Source organism: Marinobacter sp. DY40_1A1, from assembly GCF_016597815.1.
Lineage (GTDB): Bacteria > Pseudomonadota > Gammaproteobacteria > Pseudomonadales > Oleiphilaceae > Marinobacter > Marinobacter xiaoshiensis.
The window spans coordinates 156,267-182,671 of sequence record NZ_VCHA01000006.1 but is presented as its reverse complement, the minus strand read 5'-3'; the positions used below and the strand labels follow the sequence as shown (position 1 = coordinate 182,671).

The window sequence follows — 26,405 nt, the reverse complement described above, 5'->3', positions numbered from 1 at the left end:
TATAGCCTTCCTCCCTGGTTAGAGAAGATAACAATGACCTTCCAGACGTTAGATGAGCTTTACCTTTTCGCCGAAAAAACCGATAGCGGACGAGCGGCTTTCAGTGACCTGTCCGGGCGAGCACTAACCAGCCCGGATTTTGTACGCGACCTTCGGCAAATCGCCGGCGGGCTAACCGGGCTTGAGCTAAAGCCCGGCAAGGGCGTGGCCGTGCTGGGACTTAACAGCATTGAAACGCTGCAGATAATCTTGGCCGCACCTTTGGCGAACCTGGTTCCAGTCCCTCTGAATTTAAGATGGGCAGCGGCAGAAATTGCCTTTGCGCTGGATGACGCAGATGTAGCGGTGGTCGCCCTGGATGACCCCTTCTTGCCCTTGGCGGCCGAACTTGCCAAAAACAGGCCGGACTTGATCTTTGTGCATATAGGTCAGGGCGATACGCCCGCGGGTATGCAGTCGGTAAATGATTTGCGCGCCGAGCCTGTTGAGCTGAACCCTGAGCGCGACCCTGCAACCCCGGCTATTATTCTCTATACCGGCGGCACCACCGGGCGATCCAAGGGAGTGGTTCATTCCCATGCCAGCCTGGTCGCCGGTGCCATGGTCATGGCTGTAGCCGGTTTCCCTACTACTGGAAAGACCTACAGCTCCTGCTTCCCGTTCTTCCACGTTGCCGGAATCCAGCCCACACTGACCCGCCTGATCCAAAGCTCAACCCAACTGCTGATGCCCTTGTTCAGACCGGATCTGGTCGCTTCCGCAGTGCGTGACCACGGCGTACAAGAGCTGGGCCTGGCACCCACCATGATGCAAATGCTGATTACAGACCCGGAGTTCAGCTGCAAAAACTTCGCCGGCCTGGAGCGGTTGATGTATGGCTCTTCGCCAATTTCCGCCGGGCTTCTGGCAGGCCTCAAAGGCACCTTCCCTGGCGTCACCTATACCCAGGCCTATGGCATGACGGAAGCCGGGATAACCATATTTCTGGGGCCCCAATTCCACAGCGGCGAGCTTGAGCGTATCGACGGTGCGGGCCAACCCGGAGCGCCCGGCGTACAGATCCGTATCGAGGATGATAATGGTGCTGCCCTGCCCCGGGGCCAGGTTGGTGAAATCGTGGTTTATGGGCCGACCGTGATGTCCGGATACCGCAACGGCCCCTCGGAGACCGAAGCCGCACTGCGCAATGGCGGCTACCGAACGGGCGATCTCGGCATGCTTGATGACATGGGCGTTCTCTATGTGCGCGACCGGTTAAAAGACATGATTATTACCGGTGGCGAAAACGTCTATTCCTCTGAGGTTGAAAGCGCCATATCAACACTGCCCGGTGTTGCCATGGTGGCCGTGGTCGGGTTGCCGGACGAGAAATGGGGTGAAAGAGTTCATGCCGTTATCGTCCCTAAAGAAACCCACACACCCACATTGGAAGAGGTTAACGGCTATCTGAAAGACCGGATTGCCGGCTACAAGCACCCTCGAAGCCTGTCGCTGGTGAAGGAGCTGCCACTCTCACCCATGAACAAGGTGCTAAAGCACGAGCTCCGCGCCCAGCTCACCGGAGATTGATCATGGCGAAGGGTATTTCAAAGCGCCAACGGTTCTGGACACTATTCCAACACCTGTTCGAAAAGCCTCTGATTGGCGCCGTTCGCTCACAACCGCTATTACGCCGCGTGGCGGGGTTGCACGCCTGGATGTGCTACCCCCGCCCCATGGATGTTCGCTTGCAAAAAGGCGAAGTGGGTGGGGTTCCTGGGCGCTGGTGTGACCTTGGCACCCCCGCAGTCACGCCTGACTCCAAAAAAGTGCTGTTATGGCTTCATGGTGGCGCCTTTACCGTAGGTGGCGTAGGCTCCCACGGTGCTTGGGCGGCCACAGTTGCCGCTGCCGGTGGAGCCCGTGCGTTCCTGGCGGACTATCGGCTCGCCCCGGAACACCCATTCCCAGCAGCCCCCGACGATGCCGAAGCGGTTTATCGTGGGCTGCTTGCCGAAGGCTACCAGCCTTCCGATATCGCCATTGCCGGGGACAGCGCCGGGGGCGCGCTCGCATTTGCCCTGCTGGCCCGTATTCGCGCCGCCGGGCTGCCCGACCCAGCCGCCATGATGGCGGTCTCACCCTGGTTTGACCTGTCGCTTTCAGGAGAGTCTGTACGCACCAACAAGCGCAGCGAAGCCATGGTGCCGGAGAGCTGGCTGCGGCGAACAGCACAACTTTATGCCGGCGGCCAGTCGCTTGATAACCCTGCGGTGTCACCACTGTTTGCAGAATGGGACCGCCCGCCCCCACCCACCATGCTGCTCACCGGCGAAGACGAACTCCTGCGTGATGACACTGAACGCATGGCCAACATTCTCTCAGCTGCCGGCGGTCAGGTAGAGGTATTGCGGCAAGCCGGGGCGGGTCATATCTGGCCAGTTCGTATGCACCTGACGCCCGAAGCCAGCTACGCCAACAACCAAATGGCCGCCTTCCTGCGGCGTGCATTCTGGCCCGAAGCTTTCCAGCTTCATCTCGCTGAGGAGCGCTGATATGACTTCTAATCTTTCCAAATCTGATCATCTGCTAGCCGTTTTTTCAGCCGCTCGTGCCGCGCACTTAACCGACCCAATGCCTTCTGCCGAAGTACGCAGGGAGCGCTTGTCCCGGCTTGAAACGGCGTTACTCCAGTATGAGCCGGAGTTGGTCGCCGCCATGAACACAGACTTCCGGCACCGCTCGGAGTCTGACTCGGGCACTTTCGATATAACGATTCCGCTTGGCGACATCCGGCGCAATCGCCGCTCGGTCAAACGCTGGATGAAACCGCGAAAAGTTGGCGTGCCACTGCACCTAAAACCTGCTCGTGGCCGCGTCATTCCCCAGCCCAAAGGGGTGGTCGGCGTTATATCGCCCTGGAACTTCCCCGTATATCTTGCCCTTGCCCCCATTGCTGCAGCCTTGGCGGCGGGTAATCGCGTAATGTTGAAGCCATCGGAGTTAACGCCAAAAACGTCCGAAGTAATGGCAAAAATGATCGCTGACATGTTTGATCCAACTGAAGTCTCGGTGTGCATCGGCGGCGTTGAACTATCTCAGGAATTTTCCAACTTGCCATTTGATCACCTGTTTTTCACCGGCTCTACCCGGGTAGGACGGGAAGTGGCAATGGCGGCTGCGCGAAATCTGACACCCGTTACGCTAGAGCTTGGCGGAAAATCTCCGGCTATCATTGGTGAACACGCCAGCCTCGACTATTCAGCACGCAGAATTGCGTTCGGGAAAGTGGCCAATGCCGGGCAGATCTGTGTTGCTCCGGATTATGTATTGTTGCCACGGAATCAGCTGGAAGCCTTTGCGACGGCAATGGAAACTGCGGTGCACAGCTTTTTTCCGGAGGGCCCGCAAAGCCCGGACTACACCGGGATCGTTAATGACAACCACCTTAACCGCCTGTGCGATCTGGTGGCTGATGCCAAAGCAGCCGGTGCTGAAGTGCGGGAGCTTTTACCCAAAAACACTGAGCATGCGAAGGGCAAAATGACCCCAACGCTGGTGCTGAACCCGCCCAAAGACAGCCGAATAATGCGTGAGGAAATCTTCGGCCCAGTGCTGCCGCTGATCACCTATGACTCTCCCGAGGAAGCCCGGGACTTCGTAAACTCTCGCCCGTCGCCACTCGCGCTGTATGTATTTTCAGACGGCCGCCAAGAACGGGACTTCTGGCTCAATGGCACTTTGTCTGGCGGGGCCTGCGTCAACGAAACGGCATTCCATGTGGTTGCAGACACCATGCCGTTTGGCGGTGTTGGTGAAAGTGGGATGGGGTCCTATCACGGCAAAGCCGGATTTGATCAGCTGAGCCATCTCAAATCGGTACTGATACAGCCCAAGCTTAACGGCGCATTCGCCTTTAATCCGCCAGCCGGTGGTTTTAACAAGTTCGTAGGAAAGGTACTGCGGAAGATCGTGTGATCTCACTGCTTTCAGACGGCCTCTGAGGAGGCCGTCAAGATCTCAAGCGCCTCACGGGCATCATTCTTGGCATCCTGCTGGGGCACTCCGCACGCAGCCAATACCATCAAGCTTAACGCCTCAGTCGACTCTCTCCAGCTTTTTTGCCCCTCAACGACCAGTGTCATGAACCCGTATGTGGACCCAGCAAGCAATTGCAGATAGTAAACTGCCTGGTCTTTCGCGAGCGGCAACTGCCCTTCCTCGACAGCTCGGCGCAAAACCTCGTAGGGCAGATTGCTCCAGATGTCCCTGAGCCGCCCAATATAAGGCGCAAACCGGATAAGAAAACGCCCATGCTCTGGCAGCTCATGGGCGTATCTCAGGAAGAGCCCAAGGAGCACACTCAAAGCAACTCTTGGCTTATCAACAGTGCTTATTAACTCTCGGGCCTCGTCCTCAAACCTGCTACAGACTTGCTCGGTCACCATGGGGAACAGATTGGTTACATCATCAAAATTATTGTAGATGGTTCCACGGGCGATTTTAGCTGTTCGCGACAAATCGCTGACCGATATGCTCTGCTCACCTGTATCGGCAAAATGCCGGAGGGCAGTATCGAGAATATGTCGCTGTACGCCGGTCATTGAACATTAGCCATGAAAGTGAATTCTGCCTCCTGATCAGATCGTTCGGAGACCAGCAAGGCAACCGTGATAGTGATGTACGAAGGGATGGACTGGCCTGTGATTATCAGGCATTTGGCAGGATTACTGCAAGCTTTCTCAACGACTTGACGCCGCGCCGCCAACCGGCGCGGCGCAACGCAAAGAGCTGACGGGAATCTAGCGCCGGGATCGGCCTGACAGCCGAATCCGGTGATAGCGAACACAGGCTACCTGAGACAGCGATCACCCAAACTGAACACCGCTGGTGATCTCTGGCACATCTCTTCCAAACAGCGTGTGCAGCTGGGTTCGCTGTGCTTTAATGCCGTTCCGAATCAGGCGCTCACGGCCACCTGGCAACAGTCTGTGGCCGGTTGTCCATACGGCGTTCAACGGCGCAAACACAGCCGGATACCAAGGCATAGCCGTTCTCGGCAAACCGAGTGCGTCCATTCCTTTTCCACCAACAAACAGCCTTGTCATGCTCAAATGAACCTGTCGCTCCCAGTGGCCCCGGAGCTTGCCAAAGCTCGGGTAACGTCTGCCAAGCGGCTCGTCCATCAGTGAGCGACCAAGCTTGCGACTGTTCTCGTCCCCCGTAGCCTGGCTAATAACATTCTGGTAAAGGGCGATTCTGCCTTCCTGCTCGGACTTACACAGCAGCCATTCATCAACTCCCATGAGCCAACCGATGTAACGCCATAAATGCATGACATCTTCTGCATCCTGGCGACTGATAAGAGTGCCCATCAGTTTCTGACCAAAGAGGAAGGATACGGAAAACGCCAGATAGGTTGCTTGCATGTCAAGCTGGTTAACCGGAAGACCCCACATGGACGTATCCCACTCGGGATTTTCCAGAAGTTGCTCACGAACCATGGCGTGAATCAAGCGAACCCGTAAAGTTGTCTTGAAGCCTTCAGCGCCAGGCTTCATCCCCCCCGGAGTCGAGCAGTCCAGCCACCATTTGGCAGTCTCCGCAACCCGACGCGATACGCCCTTCTCCAGTGCGCCGGTCATGATCAACGTCTGGTTGATACCCCGGGCCTGATAACCCGCCATCAACCCCAGATCGCGCAATACACGCATGCCCGTTTGTCCGGAAATAGAGGAGGCCCGAGCGCCTCTTTCCAGCCGATCCCAATCCACCCACTCGGGGGGCTGTTTGACCGCATCAAAGAATGCACGCAACTGCGGAGCCAGGCCCTTCTGATCGAAATCTCCCGAGTCCACGATTTTCTTGAACTGAGCAAAAGCCTTACCGCCGCCCTCGCCCCGAACGTACTTTGCCAGATCATCTGCAACCGGATCGCCAACCATCAGGGCCTCCCCCATGCGCTGCCATTGTTGCTCATCGGGGACCGCAGCCTTGCGATCATGGATCAACCAAAGCAGCGGCTTGGCAATTCTCTCAGCTTCGGCTCTGTCCGTGCCGTGCCGTGAGGGCACTTTTTGAAGATCCATAACTCAGCTTCCCCTGTTATCAATTGTTTTTGGTACGCCCCAGTACCAGACTACCAGCCCTCAATGTATTTTGGTACTATCAAGTACCAAAATTAATCTTACTTCGCAAAATACCCCGAAGCGGCGAAGCTCCTGAGCTGGACAAAATATAATGAAGGCTGAAACCAGTTACCGTATCCGGCTACTTGATGGCCTTGCGCAAGCCCTTGAAAAAAAACGTTATCGAGAGATTACTCTGGCAGATATCGCCGCCGCTGCCCGGGTATCACGGCGCACGTTCTATGAACACTTCCAGAACAAAGACGATTGCCTGCTTGCACTAGCCGATCACACAAGCAAGGGCATGATGGTGGCGGTTCTCGAGGCCAGCTCGACCACAAAAGTCTGGTCCGTACTGGTAAGGGATATCACTCAGGCCTACCTGTTTTTTATAGAGTCCAAGCCCCATTTGATGCGGGCTCTTTATATAGATCTCGCGGCACTGGGGGAGTCAGGGGTTCAAATGCGGCGCAAGGTAGCAGAGCAATTCGCCGTGTTCCTGCAGAAACAAGTTGAGCAGCAACGTGCCCACGACAGCACGCTGCAATCGCTGAGCCTGCTAATGAGCATGGCGCTGGTGGCGGGAATAAACGAGCTTATTCTCTATGAGCTCACTGAAAAAGATAATGGCTCACTGATGGCGCTTGCGCCCACGGCGGAGGAATTGATTCACCGTGTAGCGACAGGACAGCAATAAAGGGGGAAGCTCCGCAAAGCCGCCCCCGGGTGGACATCACTCTATATTCTGCACCTGCTCACGCACCTGCTCTATCAACACTTTCAAATCCACCGCTGCGCGGGTTACGCCGGCATCAATACTCTTGCTGCTCAGAGTATTAGCTTCCCGGTTCAGCTCCTGCATCAGAAAATCAAGCCGACGTCCAATGGCCTCATCACGCTTGAGGGTGTCTGTAACCTCGCTGATGTGCGCATCCAGCCGGTCCAGTTCTTCTGCTACATCACTCTTCTGCGCCAGCATGACCATTTCCTGAGCAACACGCTCCGGATCCAGCTCCACCTTCGCCTTCTGAAAACGCTCACGCAACTGCTCTTCCTGCGCCTTGAGTAACCCCGGCATACCTTCGCGAACCGTCGCAACCAGGGCGCTCATGTGTGTGAGGCGGTCTTCAAACAAAGGACGCAAGCGCTCTCCTTCACGTGCACGAACAACGGAAAGCTCTTCGACTGTATCTTTAAAGAGCTTTAACGCAGCCTCCCTGACCGGGCTATAGTCTTGCTCCGGAACAGACAGCACGCCGGGCCAGCGCAGAATATCTAGTGCATTGATGTGGGCAGGATTGTCCAGCATACGGTTAATATGATTTGCAGCCTCATTGACCGCCTTCGCTATGTCTTCATTAATTTCAAACCCGGGTGCACTCGCTTCAGCGGATTGCAAGCGGATCGACACATCCACCTTGCCCCGTTTCAACTGTTTCCTCAGTTCTTCCCGAAACGGGTTCTCCAGCTCACGCAGGGCCTCGGGCACCCGAAACGAGGGTTCCAGGTAGCGGTGATTAACGGTACGAATCTCGCAGGTCAGGGTTCCGTGCCCATCCTGAACATCCTTCCGGGCAAATGCAGTCATACTTCTTATCATGGCAGCTCCGGCTTGGTCATTGGTCTTAATAATTTTCGTTAAGCATGAGTCTATCAGCCAGCCGCCGCCCCGGCACCCAGATCCAACGTGATATACTTGCCGGCTACCAAATTCGAACCCGCCCGGGGCACGACGATCCCGGACACTTACCTCAGAAATCAGGAAACACTATGCGTCCAAGCGGCAGAACTCCCGAGCAGCCCAGAGAAATTCGCCTAACCCGGAATTACACCCGCCATGCCGAGGGTTCCGTACTGGTTGAATTCGGGGACACCAAGGTCATCTGCACTGCTTCTGTAGAAAACAAAGTACCGCCCTTCCTGCGCGGAGAAGGCAAAGGCTGGATCACCGCCGAATACGGCATGCTTCCCCGCTCAACCGGCAGCCGCATGGGCCGCGAAGCAGCCCGTGGCAAACAAGGCGGCCGCACCGTCGAAATCCAACGTTTAATTGGCCGCTCCCTGCGAGCAGCCGTCGACATGAAAGCCTTGGGCGAGCACACCATCACCATCGACTGCGACGTCATCCAGGCCGATGGCGGCACCCGCACAGCAGCCATCACCGGTGGCTGTGTGGCATTGGTTGATGCCTTGAACCACCTGGTTGAAACCAAGCGACTGAAGAAGTCACCGCTGAAGCAAATGATTGCCGCTGTGTCCGTTGGTATTTACAAAGGAGAACCAGTGGTTGATCTGGACTACCCGGAAGACTCCGAAGCCGATACAGACCTGAACGTGATCATGACCGACCAGGGCGGCTTCATCGAAATTCAGGGAACTGCAGAAGCCGCACCGTTTGTTCAGGAAGAACTGAACAGCATGCTGGCATTGGCCAAGCAGGGTATTGATAAGTTGTTTGTACTGCAGAAAGAAGCTTTGGAAGGCTAAGGAAGGCAGCTCTCAAGTCTGGATGGCTAAATTGTCCAGGGTTGATAGAAGCTTATTACAATCTAGCGGGTTCGGAGGGGGAGACCTTTCCGGGAACGTCTCCGGCCAAGGACGGCCGGAGTCGAGCGCACAGGGGTGAGGCAAGCGTTTATGAAGCGCAGCTTCATGCGTAGCCGAACGACAGCAATCTGTGATTGCTGGCCGGACCCCGCAGGGGTGCTTGTAGCGTGTCCCGGAAAGGTCTCCCCCTCCGGACACGCGACCGCCTATCTCATATGCCGATTTCGATATCGTAATCCATAATCACCGGAGCGTGATCCGAAAAACGGGTCGTGCTGTCAATCCAGCCATCCTGAATGGTCTTGCGAATACCCGGTGTCATCAACTGGTAATCCACCCGAATCCCCGCATTCTTCCGCGAACCCTCAGTCTGCTCCGGCCACCAGGTAAACTGGTTGCTCTGCTTATTGATGTCACGGAACGCATCCACGCAACCCATCTCATCAAACAAACGATCCAGCCAGGCACGCTCGTGCGGCAAGAACCCTGAAAAATCCACCCTGTGGTAAAGCGGACTGGCGTCCGTCACATGGTGTGCTGTTTGCAGGTTTGCACCGAAAATAAACTGCCGACGCTTACGCAGGGTTTTCTGCATGTGCAGCCCAAACGCATCCATAAAATCATCTTTATGGTCGAGAACCGTCAGATCGTCCTCGCTAATCAGCTCTTCCTCACGACCCAGCGCACAGGGCGCCAGAACAGAGGCTACAGAAACCTTATCGAAATCTGCCTGAATAAAGCGCCCTTCACGATCCGCCTGCTCGTTGGCGAAACCGTACATTATGGCCTTGGGGAAGTGCCGCGTGTATATCCCAACGCCACCGTCCTCATTTTTTTCGCCATCGATGAAGTAAGCTTCATACCCTTCAGGAATGAGGTTGAAATCCTCAATCTCATAGGCGCGCATACGGTGATCCTGAACACACACAACGTCTGCATCCTGCTCGGCCAGCCAGTCAAAAAAACCTTTTTCAACAGCCTGGGCAAGACCGTTGACGCTGATTGATACTACCCGCATACGTGTTCCCTGATTCGGTTTGTGTGTATGATACCGTTTTTACGCGCTATTAAAAGATTCACACCCGCCAGAAGCCTTGCCATGCACGACTATCAGCAAAATTTTATTGAATTCGCCATTCGCCGCAATGTACTTCGTTTTGGTGACTTTACTCTCAAATCCGGTCGCGCCAGCCCTTATTTTTTTAACGCAGGGCTATTCAACACTGGCGACGACCTACTAAACCTAAGCCAAGCCTATGCAGCTGCAATCGCCCGCAGCGGCGTTGATTATGACATCATATTCGGGCCTGCCTATAAGGGCATTCCGTTGGCCACGGTAACCGCCATGGCGCTGGCCCAGGAAGGTAACAGCAAACCCTTTGCCTTTAACCGTAAAGAAAAGAAAGATCACGGTGAAGGCGGCAATATTGTTGGTGCCCGGTTGCAGGGCAAAGTGCTAATCGTAGATGATGTCATTACCGCCGGCACAGCCATTCGCGAGTCCATCGACCTCATTCGCGCCTCAGGCGCCGAGCCTGCCGGTGTATTGATTGCCTTGGACAGGCAGGAGCGAGGCAACGGCGAGCTTTCTGCAATACAGGAAGTAGAAAGCGAATTTGGCATTCCGGTGGTCAGTATCATCCGCCTGGAACAAGTTTTAGACTATCTTAAGACTAACCCGGAGTTTTCTGGCCATGCTGAAAAGGTTGCCAGCTACCGGGAACGCTATGGAGTCTGATTGATGCACAAAAGCCGCACCGTATTTTCAGTTACTGCTTCTGCCCTTCTGTTTTCGCTGATCATTCCAGTCAAAGCAGCGGCAAGCATGTACCGTTTCACGGACGAAGACGGCCAACTTGTCATCAGCAACACCATCCCGCAGCCAGCCACACAGCGCGGCTACGACATCCTGAACTCAAACGGGCGCGTAATCGAAACTATTCCACCTGCGCCAACAGAAGATGAAATCGCCGCACGCGAGGCGGAAAAGCAGCGTCAGAAAGAACTCTCCATTCAGCGTGAAAAAGATGCTCTCTTGTTAAAACGCTTCAGCCATCCGGATCAGGCCATCAAGGCCATGCACCGTAAACTCGATGAACTGCGAGGGCTGATCCAGCTCAAACGAGGCAACATCTCAGTCATCTCCAGCCAACTGGACAACGAGCAGAGCCGTGCAGCGGATATGGAGCGCACTGGGCAGAAGATACCAGATGCAACCCTCGAAAAAATCCGCCGACTTGAATCCCAGATTCGCGACATTGAACGGGAAATCTCCTGGCAAACTCAGGAGATAGACTCTCTTAAACAGACATACGAAAAAGACATCGAACGTCTTGAACGAGTCACCGGCGAAACCCGCACATTGTCACTGGATCCCGATAACGCCGACGAGTGAGCCAAAGGCAACGAGAACCGGAACACTACCTGTCACCTAACAAAAAAGGGCACCAAAACTCAGTTTGGCGCCCTTTATTTATGTGCCAGCGCTAACTTCGCGCTGGCCCAACTGCATCACCTTGAATCAGGCAGAAGCAGCAGTTTTCTTCTTTGCAGTCGTCTTGGCGGCCGGCTTCTTGGTCTCTACAGTCTTCTTGACGTCCTGAGCGGCTTCAGCAACCACGTCTGCGCCTTCAGCGGCTTCTTTTTCAAGCTTGGCTACGAGATCGCCTGCAAAGTTACCGAAACGGCTATTCAACGTGCGCAACTGACCAAACAGGCTGTCGCTGTAACCGTTGTAGCGCTCGCGCAGTGTCTTGACGCTGTACTCACGCGCTTCGGTTTCGAGCTTTTCTGCGAAATCGAAAGGCTTGGCTGAAAGCTTCTTCTGCTGCTGTTCAGCGGCATTGATGCCTTTCTCTACGATTTCCTGAAGCTGTTCCTGGTAAGTTTTGAGTTTGCTCATGTCACTTCTCCTTGGTTTACTGAAGCTCTTTAGACCTTCACCTCACTACTGATCGCGGTTTTGGCCTGCTTGATCAGCGAGAAGGTAAACGCCTTTCTCTGATTCTGTATCCAAGGTTACGGTGAAAAATTAGAATGTTCATACTAAAACCAAAATGAGCACTCCGTCTGCATATAGGCTTTTTTACGGATTATTCACTTGTCAGGCGTCTCTCGATCCGCATAATGCAGAGCTGTTTTCTGTAGCCGTCTCCCCGCTTTATTCCGGCGCCACGAACTCATAAAAAATAGAGGCTGCAAAACCAGCCCCAACGTGCGAGCGATATAGCTGCAGCTATATCGATAGTCTATTTAGAGAACGTCATGAAACGTGCCATGCCTTATCGAGTCTTCTCGCGGCGGAGCAGATTTAGCCTGCTCGCTTGCCTGCAATTTATTACCCTTATCTCGACGCTGTGGTTCCTGACTGGCTGCCAGGAGGATGACAGAGCGACTCGCACAACAGCTGCCAGAGCATCCGAGCTCGCAAACAGCCGGGTCGACGCGGCAACAGGCGGGCTACTCGAAACACTTGGACAAAAGCCGCCAACCAATACTTCCACAGATGAAGTAAAGCCCCCAAAAGCCTTGAGCTGGAGCGCCCCACAAACCCGAGAGGACGGTTCCGCACTAAAGCCTGGCCAAATTGCAGGCTTCCGGATCTACTACCGGTTAAGGCACGAGGACAGCTTTAGTGTAATCCCCGTCGACAACCCGGAACGCACAAGTCAGCCACTTACCGACCTGGCGCCCGGCGCTTACGAGTTTGAGATTACAACGGTGGATGCCGAAGGGCTGGAAAGCCGGCGCTCAGAGCCGGTGCTTGTTGACTTGATCTGAACACAGGGCGGGCTTACCAGCGGAACAGAATCCAGCTCGGCACCAACATGTCGGAATCGGTTTCCCGTATCCAACCGCCGCCATCTGCGGGCACAAGATAGTATTCGAGCCCCACTTCCGGCACCACTTTGATCTCCATAAGCTGGCCATTCACCCGGTACTCATAGAACACCTCATTATCCCCGGGGCGGATAACAATCTGCGGGCCAGCGGTTGATGATTGGTAATCAGACACCACAACCGGCTCTCTGGGTGTTTCGACCAAAGTTTCATCCAAAGCACCGCTGTCTTGCGCCATCGCAGAACCAAAGCCCAAAACCAACAGGAAGGCAGAGCAAGCGATTCGTTTCATTTTCGTGATACCCTTTTAAACAACATATTCAGTACAGAGTTGCACAAGCCAACCCACGCTTCAATCAGAATCCGGACCCGTTTTGACATGACAGAGCAAAAGACCCCACCTGTGGTGCTTGTGGACGGTTCGTCCTATTTATTCCGTGCATATCATGCACTTCCACCACTGACCACCAGCAAGAACCACCCTACTGGCGCCATTAAAGGCGTTATCGCAATGATCCGACGCCTCGACCAGGATTTTCCCGGATCAAAAGTCGTTGTGGTATTCGATGCCAAAGGCAAAACCTTCCGCCACGACCTGTATGAAGAGTATAAGGCCAACCGGCCACCCATGCCGGAAGACCTGGCCATTCAGATTGAACCCATTCACCAGATGGTACGAGCCATGGGGCTTCCGCTGTTGATCGTGGATGGCGTGGAGGCCGACGATGTTATTGGCACCCTGGCCAACGAAGCGACCAGCAAGGGCATTGACGTAGTAGTTTCAACCGGCGACAAGGATATGGCGCAACTGGTGAGTGAACACGTTACCCTGATCAACACCATGACCGAAGTCCACATGGACCGGGACGGCGTTGTGGAAAAGTTTGGCGTTCGCCCAGACCAGATCATTGACTACCTGGCCCTGGTCGGCGACAAAGTGGATAACATTCCAGGCGTGAATAAATGCGGCCCGAAAACAGCCGTGAAATGGCTTGCAGCCTACGACACTCTGGACGGGGTGATGGAACACGCCGATGAGATTAAAGGCAAAATTGGCGAATATCTTCGCGACGCCCTCGACACCTTACCGTTAAGCCGCGAACTGGCCACCATCAAAATGGATGTGGAACTGGCATTCGGCCTTGAAGACCTGGAGGAGCGGCAGCAAAACGACGCAGAGTTGCTGGAGCTGTTCCGGGAATACGAATTACGCGGCTGGACCGAGGAACTGGAAGCCAAAGCTCCGGAAGCCGCCGCAGACGTTTCAAATCAGGCAACCGAAACGCCCGGCGATGCCCCTGCGGCAGCGCCAAAGGAGAAGCGCTACAGCGTCATTACCGACCAAACGGAACTGGACGATTGGGTCGCAAGGCTGAAAAAATCCGAGCTGTTCGCTTTTGATACTGAAACAACAAGCCTGAAGTACATGAGTGCGGAAGTGGTGGGTGTGTCTTTTGCCATTGAAGCGGGCGAAGCAGCCTATGTACCCTTTGGCCACGATTACATGGGCGCCCCGGAGCAGCTTGACCGGGATGACGTTCTGGCACAGCTCAAGCCTTTGCTTGAAGACCCTGCCCTGAAGAAGGTAGGCCAAAACCTGAAGTACGATAAAAACGTACTGGCCAACCACGATATCTGCCTGGAAGGCATTGCCGAAGACACCATGGTGGAGTCTTACGTGTTGAATTCCGTGTCGTCCCGCCACGATATGGACACCCTCGCCCGCAACTATCTGGGTGAAGAAACCATCACCTTTGAATCCATTGCCGGCAAAGGCGCCAAACAGCTCACCTTTAATCAGCTGGATCTCGAAAAAGCAGGCCCCTATGCGGCAGAAGACGCCGACATCACTTTGCGTCTGCATCAGGTACTACGCCCGCAACTGGCCGAGGTTGGCAAGCTCCAGTCAGTTTATGAAGACATAGACTTACCTCTGGTGCCTGTGCTGTCTCGTATGGAACAACGCGGCACGTTAATCCGCGCAAGCACTCTGCGACAGCATAGCCAGGAGCTGGCGGAGCGGATGGCAGAGCTGGAGAAAGAAGCCCACGAAGTTGCCGGCGAGAACTTCAATCTGGCTTCACCCAAGCAATTGCAGGCCATCTTCTACGAGAAGATGGGGCTTCCGGTCATCAAGAAAACACCCAAAGGCGCCCCCTCTACTGCCGAACCCGTATTGCAGGAACTGGCCCACGAACACGAGCTGCCGAGGCTGATTCTGGAACACCGCAGCCTTAGCAAACTGAAGTCCACCTATACGGACACCTTGCCAGAGTTGATCCATCATCGCACCGGGCGCGTGCACACCTCTTATCATCAGGCAGTTACAGCCACCGGCAGGTTATCTTCATCCGAGCCAAACCTGCAAAACATTCCTATCCGGACAGCTCAAGGCCGGCGCATTCGCCAGGCCTTTATAGCCGAGAAGGGCTACAAGCTACTGGCAGCCGACTATTCCCAGATTGAGCTGCGCATCATGGCGCACCTTTCAGGCGACAAAGGCATGCTGACCGCCTTTGAGAAAGGCGAAGATATCCACAAGGCAACCGCCGCTGAAGTTTTTGGGGTGGCAGTGGGCGACGTAGACAGCGATCAGCGTCGCAGTGCCAAGGCCATTAACTTTGGCCTGATATACGGCATGTCTGCCTTCGGGCTCGCCCGGCAACTGGATGTAACTCGTGGTGTTGCGCAGGAATACATCGACCGCTACTTCGAGCGTTACCCGGGTGTCCTCAAGTACATGGACAACATACGCAAGCAGGCCCATGACGATGGCTATGTTGAAACCCTGTTTGGTCGACGCCTGTACCTGCCAGAGATCAATGCCCGCAACAAACAGCTGCAGCAAGCCGCTGAGCGCACAGCGATCAACGCGCCCATGCAAGGCACAGCGGCGGACATCATTAAACTGGCAATGATCGAGGTGGAACGTTGGCTGCTCGCAGAGCATCCCGATACCGCTCGCATGACCATGCAGGTCCACGACGAATTGATTCTTGAGGTGAAGGAAGAAGCCGTAGATGAAATTCGCGAAGGGCTGATCAAGCGTATGTCCGGCGCGGCGAAGCTTGCAGTGCCGCTGTTAGTGGAAGCAGGTGTGGGTGATAACTGGGATCAGGCACACTGAATAAAAACGCCCGGCGAGAGAACTCGGCCGGGCGTTTTTTTAGCTAAGTCTTCACCTGAAAGATTTAGAAGGCTTTGCTGACCTGCAAGGAAGCACTCCAGGCGCTTAGTTCGTACTCGCCCTTATAGTTGGACGCACCTGCATTTGGGTCTTTTTGGTCCGGTGCAGCATGGAGGTATGAGTACTCATCAACCTTCGGGTCGTCAGTAAACAGCAAGGTACCAACGGCCGCATCAACGGTCCAACCGTTATCAATGCTCTTCCACTGGCCACCCAGTGTCAGCCAGTGCCGGTCGCTTGATGGGATTCGAGCTGTCAGATAGTTGTCGACAGGCGACTCATCCCAAGCATAACCAGCCTTCAACGCCCACTCTGGAGTTACCTGCCAGATTGAACCGACGTTAAATTGCCAAGTGTTCTTCCACTTTTCGGTGATGTGGGTAATGACTTCGTTGCCGGTGACACTGGAAACTGCCCCGGTTCCGCCTTCGCGGCTGATGATATCCAGCTCCTCGAAGCGGCTCCACCTGGAGTATGACGCGCCAGCCAACAGCGTTACTGTGTCGTTTAACTGGTGACGAGCACCGACAGTAATGCTTTCAGGAATCGCGAGAGGCACTCGAACAGCTTCGCTTGCTGCAGCTTGAGCGCCAGTTGGCAGCGTTTGGGTGCCGAAAGCTCCCAAGTTGTAGTCTGCTGTCTGCGGCAACCCAGAGATTTCAGCATCTCCTTTCAATTCAAACTCAGTACCTGTCTGAGCAGTCAAACCAAACTGGGTCCGATCCGACAGCTCATACAGAAAACCTACACGGAAATTAACCGCGATATCATTACCCTCAATATCCGCGTAGCCTTCCTCAAAAGCTGAAGGAGCAGCAAGACCTAAATCCGCAGGTGTCATCCCCGTCCCTTGAAGACCGCTCTCTATTTGCGCATATCCTTGCTGCCAACGACCATATATACCCGAGTAATCTTGGAATTTGGTTAGCTTGCCTTCTGCGTACATAATGTTAAGCCCAAGGCCCATGGATAGGCCTTTACCGTTATTCACAGAGATCGCTGGCGAAAACGAAATTACGGTCAGTTCAGTCTTGTCCGCGAAATAACGCCCAGCAAAATCATCATCATAGTCAGCGGCGAGGCCATATGGCGCATGAAAACCAAAGCCCACATCGATCGAGTCGTTGATTTCATGGGTCAGGTAAAAGTTAGGCAGGAAGGCTGGATCTGCAATATCACCACCAGTACCACCATTAACTGGCCCGCCCAATGTGTTCGTGGCACTGGCACTCTTGGCCTCAGCCTTAATATCAAGAACAGCCGCGCCAAAAGAGATATTCGTGCCCTTGAGCTGGCTCATGCCCGCAGGGTTAAACAAAACTGTCGTTGCGTTCTCAGGGTTGGCAACAGCACCGGCGTTAGCAACGCCCATGGCACTTGCGCTTTGTTCGTTCAGGGAAAAACCGCCAGCGAAAACGCTGGCTGGGGCAGCTACTGCGGCCAGCGTGGCCAGCCGAATAGCGCGAGTCAGAGGTGAAGATTTCATAACAGCGGTAACTCCTTTTTAATGTTGGGCGGAGTATACGCAGCTGGGGTTAGTGGTCTCAAATGCCAAAACTACTAATTTCAAAAGCTAACGAGTTTTGCCCCCTGGTGGGGTCAAGCATGTCAGCTATCCTGAATGGTCAATTTATCGACAGAAGACGACAATTTGTCTGCCCCCTGAGCATCGGCGCCCAACTTGATCATCAGGCGCAGATCGTTAGCTGAGTCGGCGTGAGCCAAAGCATCTTCGTAGGTAATAGAGCCTTCGGCATAGAGTTCATACAATGCCTGATCAAAGGTCCGCATACCGGATTCATTAGATTTGGACATCAACTCCTTAAGCTTGTGAACCTCGCCTTTTCGGATAAGGTCGGCAACCAGTGGCGTATTGATCAGAACCTCAATAACCGCCTTGCGGCCTTTGCCGTCCGGCGTGGGAATCAACTGCTGCGCTACAATGGCCTTCAGGTTAAGAGACAAGTCCATCCAGATCTGGTTGTGCTGCTCGGGCGGAAAAAACTGGATAATCCGGTCGAGCGCCTGGTTAGCGTTGTTGGCGTGGAGTGTTGCAAGGCAAAGGTGACCGGTTTCAGCAAACTGAACCGAATACTCCATGGTCTGGCGGGTACGCACCTCACCAATGAGAATAACGTCCGGTGCCTGTCGCAGCGTGTTTTTCAGCGCAACTTCAAAGCTCTCGGTATCAATGCCAACTTCCCGCTGGGTTACGATGCAGCCCTGGTGCTGGTGCACGAATTCAATCGGGTCTTCAATGGAAATTATGTGCCCACGGCTGTTACGGTTACGGTGCCCCAGCATGGCGGCCAGCGATGTTGACTTACCGGTGCCTGTGGCACCCACAAACATGATCAACCCGCGCTTGGTCATAGCCAGTTCTTTGACGATTTCCGGCAGCCCTAGTTCGTCGACCTGAGGAATCTTCACTTCAATCCGTCGCAGCACCATACCGCACAGGTTGCGCTGGAAGAACGCACTCACCCGGAAACGCCCTATACCCCGGGCGCTTATGGCAAAATTGCACTCGTGAGAATCCTCAAACTCTGCACGCTGCTTCTCGGTCATTGCACCGTATACCAAATCCCTGGTCTGCTCTGGCGTTAAAGCATTCTTGGTGACTGGTAGCACTTTACCGTGCACTTTCATGCTGGGCGGAACACCGGCAGTAATAAAGAGGTCTGACCCCCCTTTCTCTACCATGAGACGAAGCAGCTTTTCGAATTCCATCTTTATTTACCTATGTTCTTTACTAAGTGACTGCCCGATCAAAATCAGAAATTATCCGGCATTTTCGCCTTAAGCCTTGCAGCCTCACGGGAAATCAGGCCTTTCTGCAACAGGCGCTCCAGGCACTGATCCAGCGTCTGCATACCCAGGGAGCCACCCGTTTGAATGGATGAGTACATCTGGGCAATTTTATCTTCGCGAATCAGGTTCCGAATCGCAGAGGTACCAATCATGATTTCGTGCGCAGCTATACGGCCACCACCCATTTTCTTCATGAGCGTTTGGGAGATAACAGCTTGCAGCGATTCAGAAAGCATGGATCGCACCATGGATTTTTCCTGGGCCGGGAATACGTCTACCACCCGGTCGATGGTTTTTGCTGCTGAGGTGGTGTGCAGTGTTCCGAATACCAAGTGCCCTGTTTCTGCCGCAGTGAGGGCCAAACGGATGGTTTCCAGATCCCGAAGCTCACCAACCAGAATAATGTCGGGGTCTTCCCGCAATGCGGAACGCAGGGCTTCGTTAAAGCCCAGAGTATCCCGGTGCACTTCCCGCTGGTTGACCAGGCATTTCTTGGAGTCGTGCACAAATTCGATTGGGTCTTCTACAGTGAGAATGTGCTCGTAGCGCGTATCGTTTATGTAGTCCACCATCGCTGCCAGAGTGGTGGACTTACCAGAACCTGTCGGCCCGGTTACCAAAACCAGCCCACGGGGAACTGAGGCAATATCCTTGAACACCTGACCCATGCCAAGGTCTTCCATGGTCAGAACTTTCGAGGGGATGGTGCGGAAAACGGCTCCTGCGCCCCGATTCTGATTAAAGGCGTTAACACGGAAGCGTGCGACACCGGGTACTTCGAAGGAAAAGTCCGTTTCCAGGAACTCCTCGTAGTCCTTGCGCTGCTTGTCGTTCATGATGTCGTAGATAAGCCCATGAACTTCTTTGTGTTCCAGGGGCGGAAGGTTGATACGGCGAACATCACCGTCAACACGAATCATCGGGGGCAGGCCGGCGGAAAGATGCAAGTCAGACGCACCCTGTTTCGCCGAGAAGGCAAGCAGTTCAGTAATATCCATACAAGTCCTCGGAGGGCTTACTCTTTAATCCAGGTAGCGCCTGTCTGGCATGACTCTACTCCGATCACTTGGCATTTCAGTGACCTGCGAGTAACGTGTCGCCATATAATGGGCAGACCAAACGCGACTATTTCATACTATGAGCAGCATAGCAGACAACCTCGGGAGCGTAACCCGACGCATACAAAAAGCAACATTGCAGGCAGGCCGCGATGCCGGTTCTGTGAGCCTGTTGGCGGTCAGTAAGACCCGTTCGGCAGAGGAACTCAGAGAAGCCGCCACTGCAGGCCAGCTGGCTTTCGGGGAAAACTACCTTCAGGAAGCTCTCGACAAAATGTCAGAGCTCAGCGACCTGGCCGATATTGAATGGCATTTCATTGGCCCTATTCAATCCAACAAAACACGGCAAATCGCCGCGGCTTTTTCCTGGGTTCATAGCGTTGACCGCCTGAAAGTTGCAAGACGCCTGAGCGAGCAAAGAGAAACCGGCCTGCCCCCATTGAATATTTGCCTTCAGGTCAACATTAACAATGAGCAGAGTAAATCCGGGTGCCGGCCAGAGGAACTGCCGGAACTGGTTTCAGAGATAAGCCAGCTGCCGGGGCTCACGCTCAGAGGGCTTATGGCCATACCAGATCCGGACCAGAGCGAGACCGGCCTGAGGCAGAGTTTCCGAATGCTTGCAAATGCATTGAAAGAGCTAAAGCGAGACTTTCCGGAAGCCGGGCCACTGGACACTTTATCCATGGGCATGTCCGGGGATCTCGAAACGGCAATCGCAGAAGGCTCTACCTGTGTCCGCATTGGCACAGCCGTCTTTGGCGAGCGCTCCCGGAAGAGCTGAACAGGCCCGTACCTGCTATTATCGGAACCGGAATACAACCGAATAACCGCTGGAGCAAACCTTGAGCAAATCACCAACCATTTCGTTCATCGGTGCAGGCAACATGGCCAGTGCCATTATTGGCGGCATGCTGGATAGCGGCTTCAAAGCCAGCAGCATTTGGGCCAGTGCGCCGGACGACGGACACCTGCAATCCATTCGCAAGCGCTTTGGAATCAGCGTGACAACCGATAACCGCTACTGCGCACAGCAGGCAGATATAGTGGTGCTCGCGGTTAAACCCCAGGCCATGGCCGACGTATGTCGCGACATAGCCCCCATCGCTCAGAACACTCGCCCGCTGATGGTTTCCATAGCAGCTGGCCTTGGCGCCGATACTCTTGATGAGTGGCTGGGTGGCGGCTTGCCCATTGTACGAGTCATGCCCAACACGCCCTCGCTGGTGGGTAAGGGCGCTGCAGGTCTATTCGCCAGCGAAAGCGTCACCAGCGCCCAGAAAAAGGCTGTGCAATCGGTTTTTGAAGGCATCGGCCTTGCAGTATGGGTTGAGGATGAAGCGTTGCTTCACGGCGTAACAGCCCTTTCCGGTAGCGGCCCCGCTTATTTCTTTCTGATGCTGGAAGCTCTGGAGGCCGCAGCAACAGACGCCGGCGTAAACCCTGCAACCGCCCGCCAGCTTGCCATTCAAACCATGGCAGGCGCCGCTGAAATGGCCGCCAAGAGCGAGCAGAATCCAGCGCAACTGAAGAAGAACGTGATGTCTCCGGGCGGAACAACTGAACAGGCGGTGCATACCTTCGAAGAGGGCGGCATGCGCGAACTGGTTAAAAAAGCGTATAACGCTGCGTACAAGCGCTCGGAAGAAATGGCCAAAGAACTGGCTGGCAAAGATTAAAACAGTCACTGACAACGGAGAACAGGTTACATGCTGGCAGACATCCTGATTACGATCCTGCTGATCGCGTCCACGTTTTACATGACCATAATTCTGCTGCGTTTTCTGCTGCAACTGGCTCGAGCTGATTTCTATAACCCGATCTCCCAGTTTGCAGTGAAAGCAACAAACCCCTTGCTTCGCCCTATGCGCCGGATTATTCCTGGCTGGGGCGGCATTGACGGTGCGGCACTGGTACTGGCGGTTCTCATTCAGGCAGTCGTATTCTTCCTGATTCTTGTAGCCCTCAACGGCGGCATACCATCCATAAACCCGCTCATACTCTTGGTTTGGGGCGTTATCGCAGTACTGGAACTGATCGTGAAGATTTACTTTTGGTCGGTTATCGCTGTAGTGGTTGTCAGCTGGATTGCCCCGGGAAGCAGCCACCCCGCCATTCAGCTTGTCGCACAAATCACAGAGCCCGTTATGCGCCCGGTGCGCAATTTGATGCCGTCCATGGGCGGATTGGACCTGTCACCTATTATCGTTTTTCTGATTCTGAACGTTATCACGGTTGTTATTGGCCACATGAAAATGGCTGTCGGCCTTGGAGCCATTGGGCTGGGAATGTAGGTCACGTCTCAAATCAACAATCTGTAACAGTTCTCCACAAAAATCCTGAATCTTGCGCCGCATCATCAACCTGTTGATTTTGCGGCTTTTTTCATTAGACTCCTGCCACCAACTGCTACATACCAAAAATCGCCTGACTCCAAACATTGCGGGAACAGGTTAGTATTAACAGTAATTAATTAATTCGTCCATCATGCGGAGCCCGGTTTAGCTAGCCGGGGGAATGCCGGAAGTGGTGCAGAGGGAATATCCGATGAGTCTTCAGGGAAACCTTACCCAGCAGGTAGAAGCCTACCATAACTGGAAAAAAGAGCTGATCCGCCAGATCGGCCGTTACCGGCTGTGGCTTCAGGACAACAACCTGTTCTCTGATGATATCAGTGCACGGATTCGTCATGGGCTTGAACTGCTCGTTGAAGACGAGCTTACCATTGCATTTGTTGGTGAGTACTCCCGTGGCAAAACGGAACTCATAAACGCTCTGTTCTTCTCTGACTTTGGCCAGCGCATGTTGCCTTCACAGGCCGGGCGCACAACCATGTGCCCTACTGAGTTATTCTTTGATCGCAGCGCCAACGAAAACTACCTACTGCTGCTTCCCATAGAAACCCGCACCGGCGAATTGTCACTGCAGCAACTACGCAAGCAACCAGAGCGTTGGGTTAAGCACGAACTGGATGAGCGCGACCCTGAAATCATGCGCGAGGTTCTGGGCGAAGTAGCTCGAGTGAAAAGCGTTTCCCCCGGAGAGGCACGCGCTCTGGGCTTTGATGAAAGTATGCTGGAGCAAGACCGCAACAATCCCGGCAAGGTTCTGATTCCTGCCTGGCGCAATGCACAGATCAGTATCCGCCACCCCCTGTTTGAACGCGGATTGCGGATTCTCGACACACCGGGCCTGAACGCACTCGGCTCCGAGCCAGAGCTCACAATCAGCATGCTCCCGCGCGCGCACGCTATTATCTTCGTGCTAAGTGCCGATACTGGCGTTACCGCCAGCGATATGACTATCTGGAAGGAATACATTGATACCGAGCATGCCGACCACCGTGCCGGTCGCTTTGCGGTACTGAACAAGATTGATGTGCTGTGGGACGACCTGCAGGGCGAGAAGCACACACACGATGCTATCGAGCGGGTGCGTGGCTATACCGCAGATCATCTGGGCATCCGCCAACAAGATGTCATCCCTTTGTCGGCAAAACAGGGATTGGTTGCCAGAGTCCGGAAAGATTCTGATCTTTTCGCCCGCTCCAACATTGGCAATCTTGAGCAGCTGATTATTCAGCGCATCCTGATGCATAAAGAGCAGCTGATCACCCAAAGCCTGATCAACGATCTGCTGGGTATGCTGCAAAATAGCCAGGCCGCCATGCAGAACCGGCTTGACTCTCTTGACGAAGAATTCAAGGCCTGCTCCGGCGTGACCATGGACAAAGCGGCCCTTGCTCGCTTGGCCGACCGCTCCCAGAAAGATTACGACTTTTACTATAAAAAGCTGATCACGCTGCGCTCAAGCCGCCGACTCATGGCATCTCAAGGCGATATGCTGAAAAAGCTGGTAGACGAAGACCGGTTTGAAGCTCATGCCGAAAAAATCCGGAAATCCATGACAAAAAGCTGGACGACGGCGGGCATGAACAACGCCATGGAACAGTTTTTCGAGCTGCTTGAGGGCGACTTCAGCAACCTTCTCAGTGAGGGTCGCCTTGCCGAGAAGATGGTTGGTGCCATTTACCGTCGCTACAACGAAGATACCCGTGCCCGCCACCTGGAGCCTATTCCTCTTCGCGCCGGCCGCCATGTTATTGCTATAAGAGAACTGCGCAAAAAAGCCCGACGCTTCCGCGCCAGCCCCAAAAACCTGCTGACTGAGCAGTCCGTTCTGGTACAACGTTTTTTCAATGTCATGGTGAGCGAAGCCAGAACCCTGCATGCTCGTGTACGCGCAGATGTAGAGCGCTGGCCTTCAGAAGCCCTGCTACCGATCATGCAGTACTCCATGGAGCAAAAACAGCTACTGGAACATCAAATCCGTCGCCTTAGGGATATGGTGAGAAGCGATCGTGACAGCCGCACCGAGCGCGAACGGCTCCACAACACTATCACTGATTTGCGCCGTCAACTGGAATTGGCGGATGCCATGCAGCGTCAAATCCGCAAGCCTGCACCAACCATGATCCAGCAAAAAGTGGTCAATATTTCAGGCGGGTTCTAGCCCGCCGCTTGACCCTCGTACAGTCTGTCGGTTGCAGGTATGACGACCCGCCTTTAAACTGCTCTGCTGGTACAGGCGTTTGCCCTTGCCAGCAAAGTAGTTTTCTAACGGACCGAACCAGGAACCTGCCGCGCCAATGCCCGATTCCCTGCCTGTGGATTCTGTCGGGGTAGTCACCCCGCAGACGTACCATTTTGAAACGCCCATTGAACTGGCGTGCGGCCAAACGCTGGAGCGCTATGATCTGGTAGTTGAGACCTATGGCGAACTTAACGCCGATCGCAGCAATGCTGTGCTCATCTGCCATGCCTTGAGCGGGCACCACCACGCCGCCGGCTACCATTCTATGGACGACCGCAAGCCCGGCTGGTGGGATACTTGCATAGGCCCCGGCAAGCCCGTTGATACCAATCGGTTTTTTGTAGTGTGCCTCAACAACCTGGGTGGTTGCCATGGCAGCACCGGCCCCATCTCGACCAACCCTGCCACAGGCAAGCCTTACGGCCCGGATTTTCCCGTAGTCACCGTTGGCGACTGGGTTAAAAGCCAGGCACTGCTGGCGGACCGCCTCGGAATTGACTGCTGGGCAGCGGTAGTAGGTGGCTCTCTGGGCGGCATGCAGGCACTGCAATGGAGTCTGGACTATCCGGACAGGCTGAAACATGCCGTGGCCATTGCCTCCAGTCCACGCCTCACAGCTCAGAACATTGCCTTTAATGAGGTAGCGCGCCAGGCAATCACCTCGGACCGTGAATTCCATGATGGCCGCTACTTTGATTTCGACACCCTGCCCCGCCGCGGGCTGATGCTGGCGCGAATGGTAGGCCACATCACTTATCTCTCCGATGCCTCCATGGGAGAGAAATTTGGCCGCGAATTACGAGATCAGGCTTACAAATTTGGTTACGATGCCGAGTTCCAGGTTGAAAGCTACCTCCGCTATCAGGGCGAGCGCTTCTCTGAAGTCTTCGACGCCAACACCTATCTACTGATGACCCGCGCACTGGATTATTTCGACCCCGCCTATGAGTTTGGCGGAGATTTGTCCAAGGCCATGGCTGAAGCCAGCTGTGAGTTTCTGGTGCTTTCGTTCAGCACAGACTGGCGCTTCACTCCGGCCCGTTCAGAAGAGATGGTAAACGCCATGATCGCAGCTCGGCGGAAGGTAAGTTATGCAGAAATTGACGCACCTTGGGGCCACGATGCATTCCTGATCCCAACCCCTCGCTATACTGATATCTTTACCGCATACATGGACCGTGTTGCCAGAGAGGTGGGCGCATGAGAGCGGATCTTGAAATCATCCAGCAATGGGTAAAGCCTGGCCACCATGTACTGGACCTTGGTTGTGGTGACGGCACCTTGCTCGATTACCTCAAGCGGGAACGCAATGCCACAGGGTTTGGTCTGGAAATTAACCCCGACCACATAACTACCTGCATGAACCGCGGTGTTTCAGTGATCGAGCAGAACCTGGATACCCAGGGCCTGGACAACTTTGAAGACAACAGCTTCGATATTGTATTGATGACGCAGGCACTGCAGGCAGTTCGCCGCCCAGACAAGGTGCTGGATGAAATGCTGCGTCTTGGCGACGAAGGCATAGTGACCTTCCCCAACTTCGCACACTGGCGACTGCGCTGGGGGCTGGCTCTTAGCGGCCGCATGCCCGAATCAGACGCATTACCCTATAAGTGGTACAACACCCCCAACATACGGTTATGTACCTTCAAGGATTTTGAAGCCCTGTGCCGCGAGAAAGGCATTCGCATCAAAAGCCGTCGCGTAGTGGACGGTCAGCACCAGAACAACTGGCTGGCGCGTTTCTGGCCGAACCTGTTGGGTGAGATCGCGATCTACCGCATTACCCGGGAGAAAACGTAATGAAAACCAAAGCCCTGCACAACATTATTGCCATGGCAGCAGCCGCATTCCTGGCCGCCCTTGTGAGCCTTCCTGCTTTGGCCGGATCGGAAGATTTCGGAGACTATCAGGTTCACTGGAGCGTGTTTCCAAGCACCTTTCTTACACCTGAAGTCGCAAAGGCCAACAACCTTCAGCGCAGCAGAAGTATTGGCGTCGTTAACATTTCCATTATGCAGGAAGACGCAAACGGGGCTATTAAACCCGTACCCGGTCAGGTGGAAGGCAAGGTTTCAAACGACATTCAGCAAGTAAAGTTTCTGGCCTTTCGCAGAATACAGGAAGGCGACTCCGTGTACTTTATTGCCCAGTACCAGTACTCATCCGGCGAGCTGATGACATTCAACGTTACCGCTCGCCCTACCGGGCATAAACAGGACTTGCCGGTACGATTTGCCCACACTCTTTTCGGCGACTGAG

25 protein-coding genes are annotated in these 26,405 nt (G+C 54.4%); 16 read left to right on the top strand and 9 right to left on the bottom strand.

Translation table 11 applies throughout. The features are described from left to right. Nucleotides 1-33 precede the first annotated feature (33 nt). From FFI61_RS15825 to FFI61_RS15815, 3 genes are read left to right on the top strand one after another with little or no spacing between them, the layout of a single operon-like run. Complete coding sequence (locus FFI61_RS15825; RefSeq protein ID WP_200371696.1) at nucleotides 34-1,569, top strand: AMP-binding protein; 1,536 nt, start codon at nucleotides 34-36, stop codon at nucleotides 1,567-1,569. A 2-nt stretch (nucleotides 1,570-1,571) separates the two neighbouring features. After that, complete coding sequence (locus FFI61_RS15820) at nucleotides 1,572-2,534, top strand: alpha/beta hydrolase (RefSeq protein ID WP_227714981.1); 963 nt, start codon at nucleotides 1,572-1,574, stop codon at nucleotides 2,532-2,534. Between the two features lies 1 nt (nucleotide 2,535). Further along, nucleotides 2,536-3,957, top strand: coding sequence for a coniferyl aldehyde dehydrogenase (locus tag FFI61_RS15815; RefSeq protein WP_200371695.1), 1,422 nt, complete (start codon nucleotides 2,536-2,538; stop codon nucleotides 3,955-3,957). Between the two features lie 11 nt (nucleotides 3,958-3,968). Here FFI61_RS15815 and FFI61_RS15810 read toward each other — a convergent pair whose 3' ends face one another. Together FFI61_RS15810 and FFI61_RS15805 are read right to left on the bottom strand one after the other, a co-directional pair. Further along, complete coding sequence (locus FFI61_RS15810) at nucleotides 3,969-4,583, bottom strand: TetR/AcrR family transcriptional regulator (RefSeq protein WP_200203508.1); 615 nt, start codon at nucleotides 4,581-4,583, stop codon at nucleotides 3,969-3,971. 264 nt (nucleotides 4,584-4,847) lie between these two features. After that, a complete protein-coding gene (locus tag FFI61_RS15805) occupies nucleotides 4,848-6,068 on the bottom strand; it encodes an oxygenase MpaB family protein (RefSeq protein WP_200371694.1) in 1,221 nt (406 codons plus the stop codon). Nucleotides 6,069-6,219: 151 nt separating this feature from the next. On the opposite strand from FFI61_RS15805, the gene FFI61_RS15800 reads away from it, so the two are divergent. Next, nucleotides 6,220-6,804, top strand: coding sequence for a TetR/AcrR family transcriptional regulator (locus FFI61_RS15800; protein ID WP_200203504.1), 585 nt, complete (start codon nucleotides 6,220-6,222; stop codon nucleotides 6,802-6,804). Between the two features lie 36 nt (nucleotides 6,805-6,840). On the opposite strand, the gene FFI61_RS15795 is transcribed toward FFI61_RS15800, so the two are convergent. After that, nucleotides 6,841-7,707 carry a YicC/YloC family endoribonuclease gene (locus FFI61_RS15795; RefSeq protein ID WP_200203466.1) on the bottom strand — a complete coding sequence of 289 codons (867 nt, stop codon included), beginning with the start codon at nucleotides 7,705-7,707 and terminating at the stop codon, nucleotides 6,841-6,843. A 170-nt stretch (nucleotides 7,708-7,877) separates the two neighbouring features. Between FFI61_RS15795 and rph the strand changes: the two genes are divergently transcribed. Continuing rightward, nucleotides 7,878-8,594, top strand: coding sequence for a ribonuclease PH (gene rph, locus FFI61_RS15790; protein WP_200203464.1), 717 nt, complete (start codon nucleotides 7,878-7,880; stop codon nucleotides 8,592-8,594). 271 nt (nucleotides 8,595-8,865) lie between these two features. Here rph and FFI61_RS15785 read toward each other — a convergent pair whose 3' ends face one another. Further along, the gene (locus FFI61_RS15785; RefSeq protein WP_200203462.1) at nucleotides 8,866-9,672 is read right to left on the bottom strand and encodes an exodeoxyribonuclease III; all 807 of its coding nucleotides are present in this window, start codon (nucleotides 9,670-9,672) and stop codon (nucleotides 8,866-8,868) included. 81 nt (nucleotides 9,673-9,753) lie between these two features. On the opposite strand from FFI61_RS15785, the gene pyrE reads away from it, so the two are divergent. Next, on the top strand, nucleotides 9,754-10,392 hold the full coding sequence (gene pyrE / locus FFI61_RS15780; RefSeq protein WP_200371693.1) for an orotate phosphoribosyltransferase: 639 nt from the start codon (nucleotides 9,754-9,756) through the stop codon (nucleotides 10,390-10,392). Between the two features lie 3 nt (nucleotides 10,393-10,395). Continuing rightward, complete coding sequence (locus FFI61_RS15775) at nucleotides 10,396-11,049, top strand: DUF4124 domain-containing protein (protein WP_200203458.1); 654 nt, start codon at nucleotides 10,396-10,398, stop codon at nucleotides 11,047-11,049. A 126-nt stretch (nucleotides 11,050-11,175) separates the two neighbouring features. Here FFI61_RS15775 and FFI61_RS15770 read toward each other — a convergent pair whose 3' ends face one another. Beyond that, a complete protein-coding gene (locus FFI61_RS15770) occupies nucleotides 11,176-11,556 on the bottom strand; it encodes a hypothetical protein (protein ID WP_200203456.1) in 381 nt (126 codons plus the stop codon). A gap of 362 nt (nucleotides 11,557-11,918) precedes the next feature. Here FFI61_RS15770 and FFI61_RS15765 point away from each other — a divergent pair, with 362 nt between their 5' ends. Then, a complete protein-coding gene (locus FFI61_RS15765; protein WP_227714980.1) occupies nucleotides 11,919-12,434 on the top strand; it encodes a fibronectin type III domain-containing protein in 516 nt (171 codons plus the stop codon). A 13-nt stretch (nucleotides 12,435-12,447) separates the two neighbouring features. On the opposite strand, the gene FFI61_RS15760 is transcribed toward FFI61_RS15765, so the two are convergent. Then, complete coding sequence (locus FFI61_RS15760; protein ID WP_200203454.1) at nucleotides 12,448-12,786, bottom strand: DUF2782 domain-containing protein; 339 nt, start codon at nucleotides 12,784-12,786, stop codon at nucleotides 12,448-12,450. A gap of 87 nt (nucleotides 12,787-12,873) precedes the next feature. Here FFI61_RS15760 and polA point away from each other — a divergent pair, with 87 nt between their 5' ends. Continuing rightward, nucleotides 12,874-15,621, top strand: a complete 2,748-nt coding sequence (polA, locus tag FFI61_RS15755; protein ID WP_200371692.1) for a DNA polymerase I — start codon at nucleotides 12,874-12,876, stop codon at nucleotides 15,619-15,621. A gap of 64 nt (nucleotides 15,622-15,685) precedes the next feature. On the opposite strand, the gene FFI61_RS15750 is transcribed toward polA, so the two are convergent. From FFI61_RS15750 to FFI61_RS15740, 3 genes are all read right to left on the bottom strand, one after another. Further along, nucleotides 15,686-17,167: an OmpP1/FadL family transporter gene (locus FFI61_RS15750; protein WP_200371691.1), complete on the bottom strand. Its 1,482-nt coding sequence runs from the start codon at nucleotides 17,165-17,167 to the stop codon at nucleotides 15,686-15,688. A gap of 122 nt (nucleotides 17,168-17,289) precedes the next feature. Next, nucleotides 17,290-18,411 (bottom strand): PilT/PilU family type 4a pilus ATPase, encoded by a 1,122-nt coding sequence (locus tag FFI61_RS15745; RefSeq protein WP_200203447.1) that lies wholly within the window; start codon nucleotides 18,409-18,411, stop codon nucleotides 17,290-17,292. Between the two features lie 44 nt (nucleotides 18,412-18,455). Further along, entirely contained in the window at nucleotides 18,456-19,490 is a 1,035-nt protein-coding gene (locus tag FFI61_RS15740; RefSeq protein WP_200203444.1) for a type IV pilus twitching motility protein PilT, read from the bottom strand. Between the two features lie 139 nt (nucleotides 19,491-19,629). On the opposite strand from FFI61_RS15740, the gene FFI61_RS15735 reads away from it, so the two are divergent. From FFI61_RS15735 to FFI61_RS15705, 7 genes are all read left to right on the top strand, one after another. Beyond that, the gene (locus FFI61_RS15735) at nucleotides 19,630-20,334 is read left to right on the top strand and encodes a YggS family pyridoxal phosphate-dependent enzyme (RefSeq protein ID WP_200203441.1); all 705 of its coding nucleotides are present in this window, start codon (nucleotides 19,630-19,632) and stop codon (nucleotides 20,332-20,334) included. A gap of 61 nt (nucleotides 20,335-20,395) precedes the next feature. Further along, nucleotides 20,396-21,229, top strand: a complete 834-nt coding sequence (gene proC / locus FFI61_RS15730; RefSeq protein ID WP_200371690.1) for a pyrroline-5-carboxylate reductase — start codon at nucleotides 20,396-20,398, stop codon at nucleotides 21,227-21,229. Nucleotides 21,230-21,259: 30 nt separating this feature from the next. Next, on the top strand, nucleotides 21,260-21,844 hold the full coding sequence (locus FFI61_RS15725; RefSeq protein ID WP_200203436.1) for a YggT family protein: 585 nt from the start codon (nucleotides 21,260-21,262) through the stop codon (nucleotides 21,842-21,844). A 253-nt stretch (nucleotides 21,845-22,097) separates the two neighbouring features. Continuing rightward, nucleotides 22,098-24,062 carry a dynamin family protein gene (locus FFI61_RS15720; protein ID WP_200203433.1) on the top strand — a complete coding sequence of 655 codons (1,965 nt, stop codon included), beginning with the start codon at nucleotides 22,098-22,100 and terminating at the stop codon, nucleotides 24,060-24,062. A 136-nt stretch (nucleotides 24,063-24,198) separates the two neighbouring features. After that, on the top strand, nucleotides 24,199-25,347 hold the full coding sequence (metX, locus tag FFI61_RS15715; protein ID WP_200203423.1) for a homoserine O-succinyltransferase MetX: 1,149 nt from the start codon (nucleotides 24,199-24,201) through the stop codon (nucleotides 25,345-25,347). Further along, nucleotides 25,344-25,946, top strand: a complete 603-nt coding sequence (metW, locus tag FFI61_RS15710; protein WP_200203419.1) for a methionine biosynthesis protein MetW — start codon at nucleotides 25,344-25,346, stop codon at nucleotides 25,944-25,946. The genes metX and metW overlap by 4 nt, the downstream gene beginning before the upstream one ends. Nucleotides 25,947-25,978: 32 nt before the next feature. Then, nucleotides 25,979-26,404 carry a DUF4426 domain-containing protein gene (locus FFI61_RS15705; protein ID WP_265092152.1) on the top strand — a complete coding sequence of 142 codons (426 nt, stop codon included), beginning with the start codon at nucleotides 25,979-25,981 and terminating at the stop codon, nucleotides 26,402-26,404. Nucleotide 26,405 lies beyond the last annotated feature (1 nt).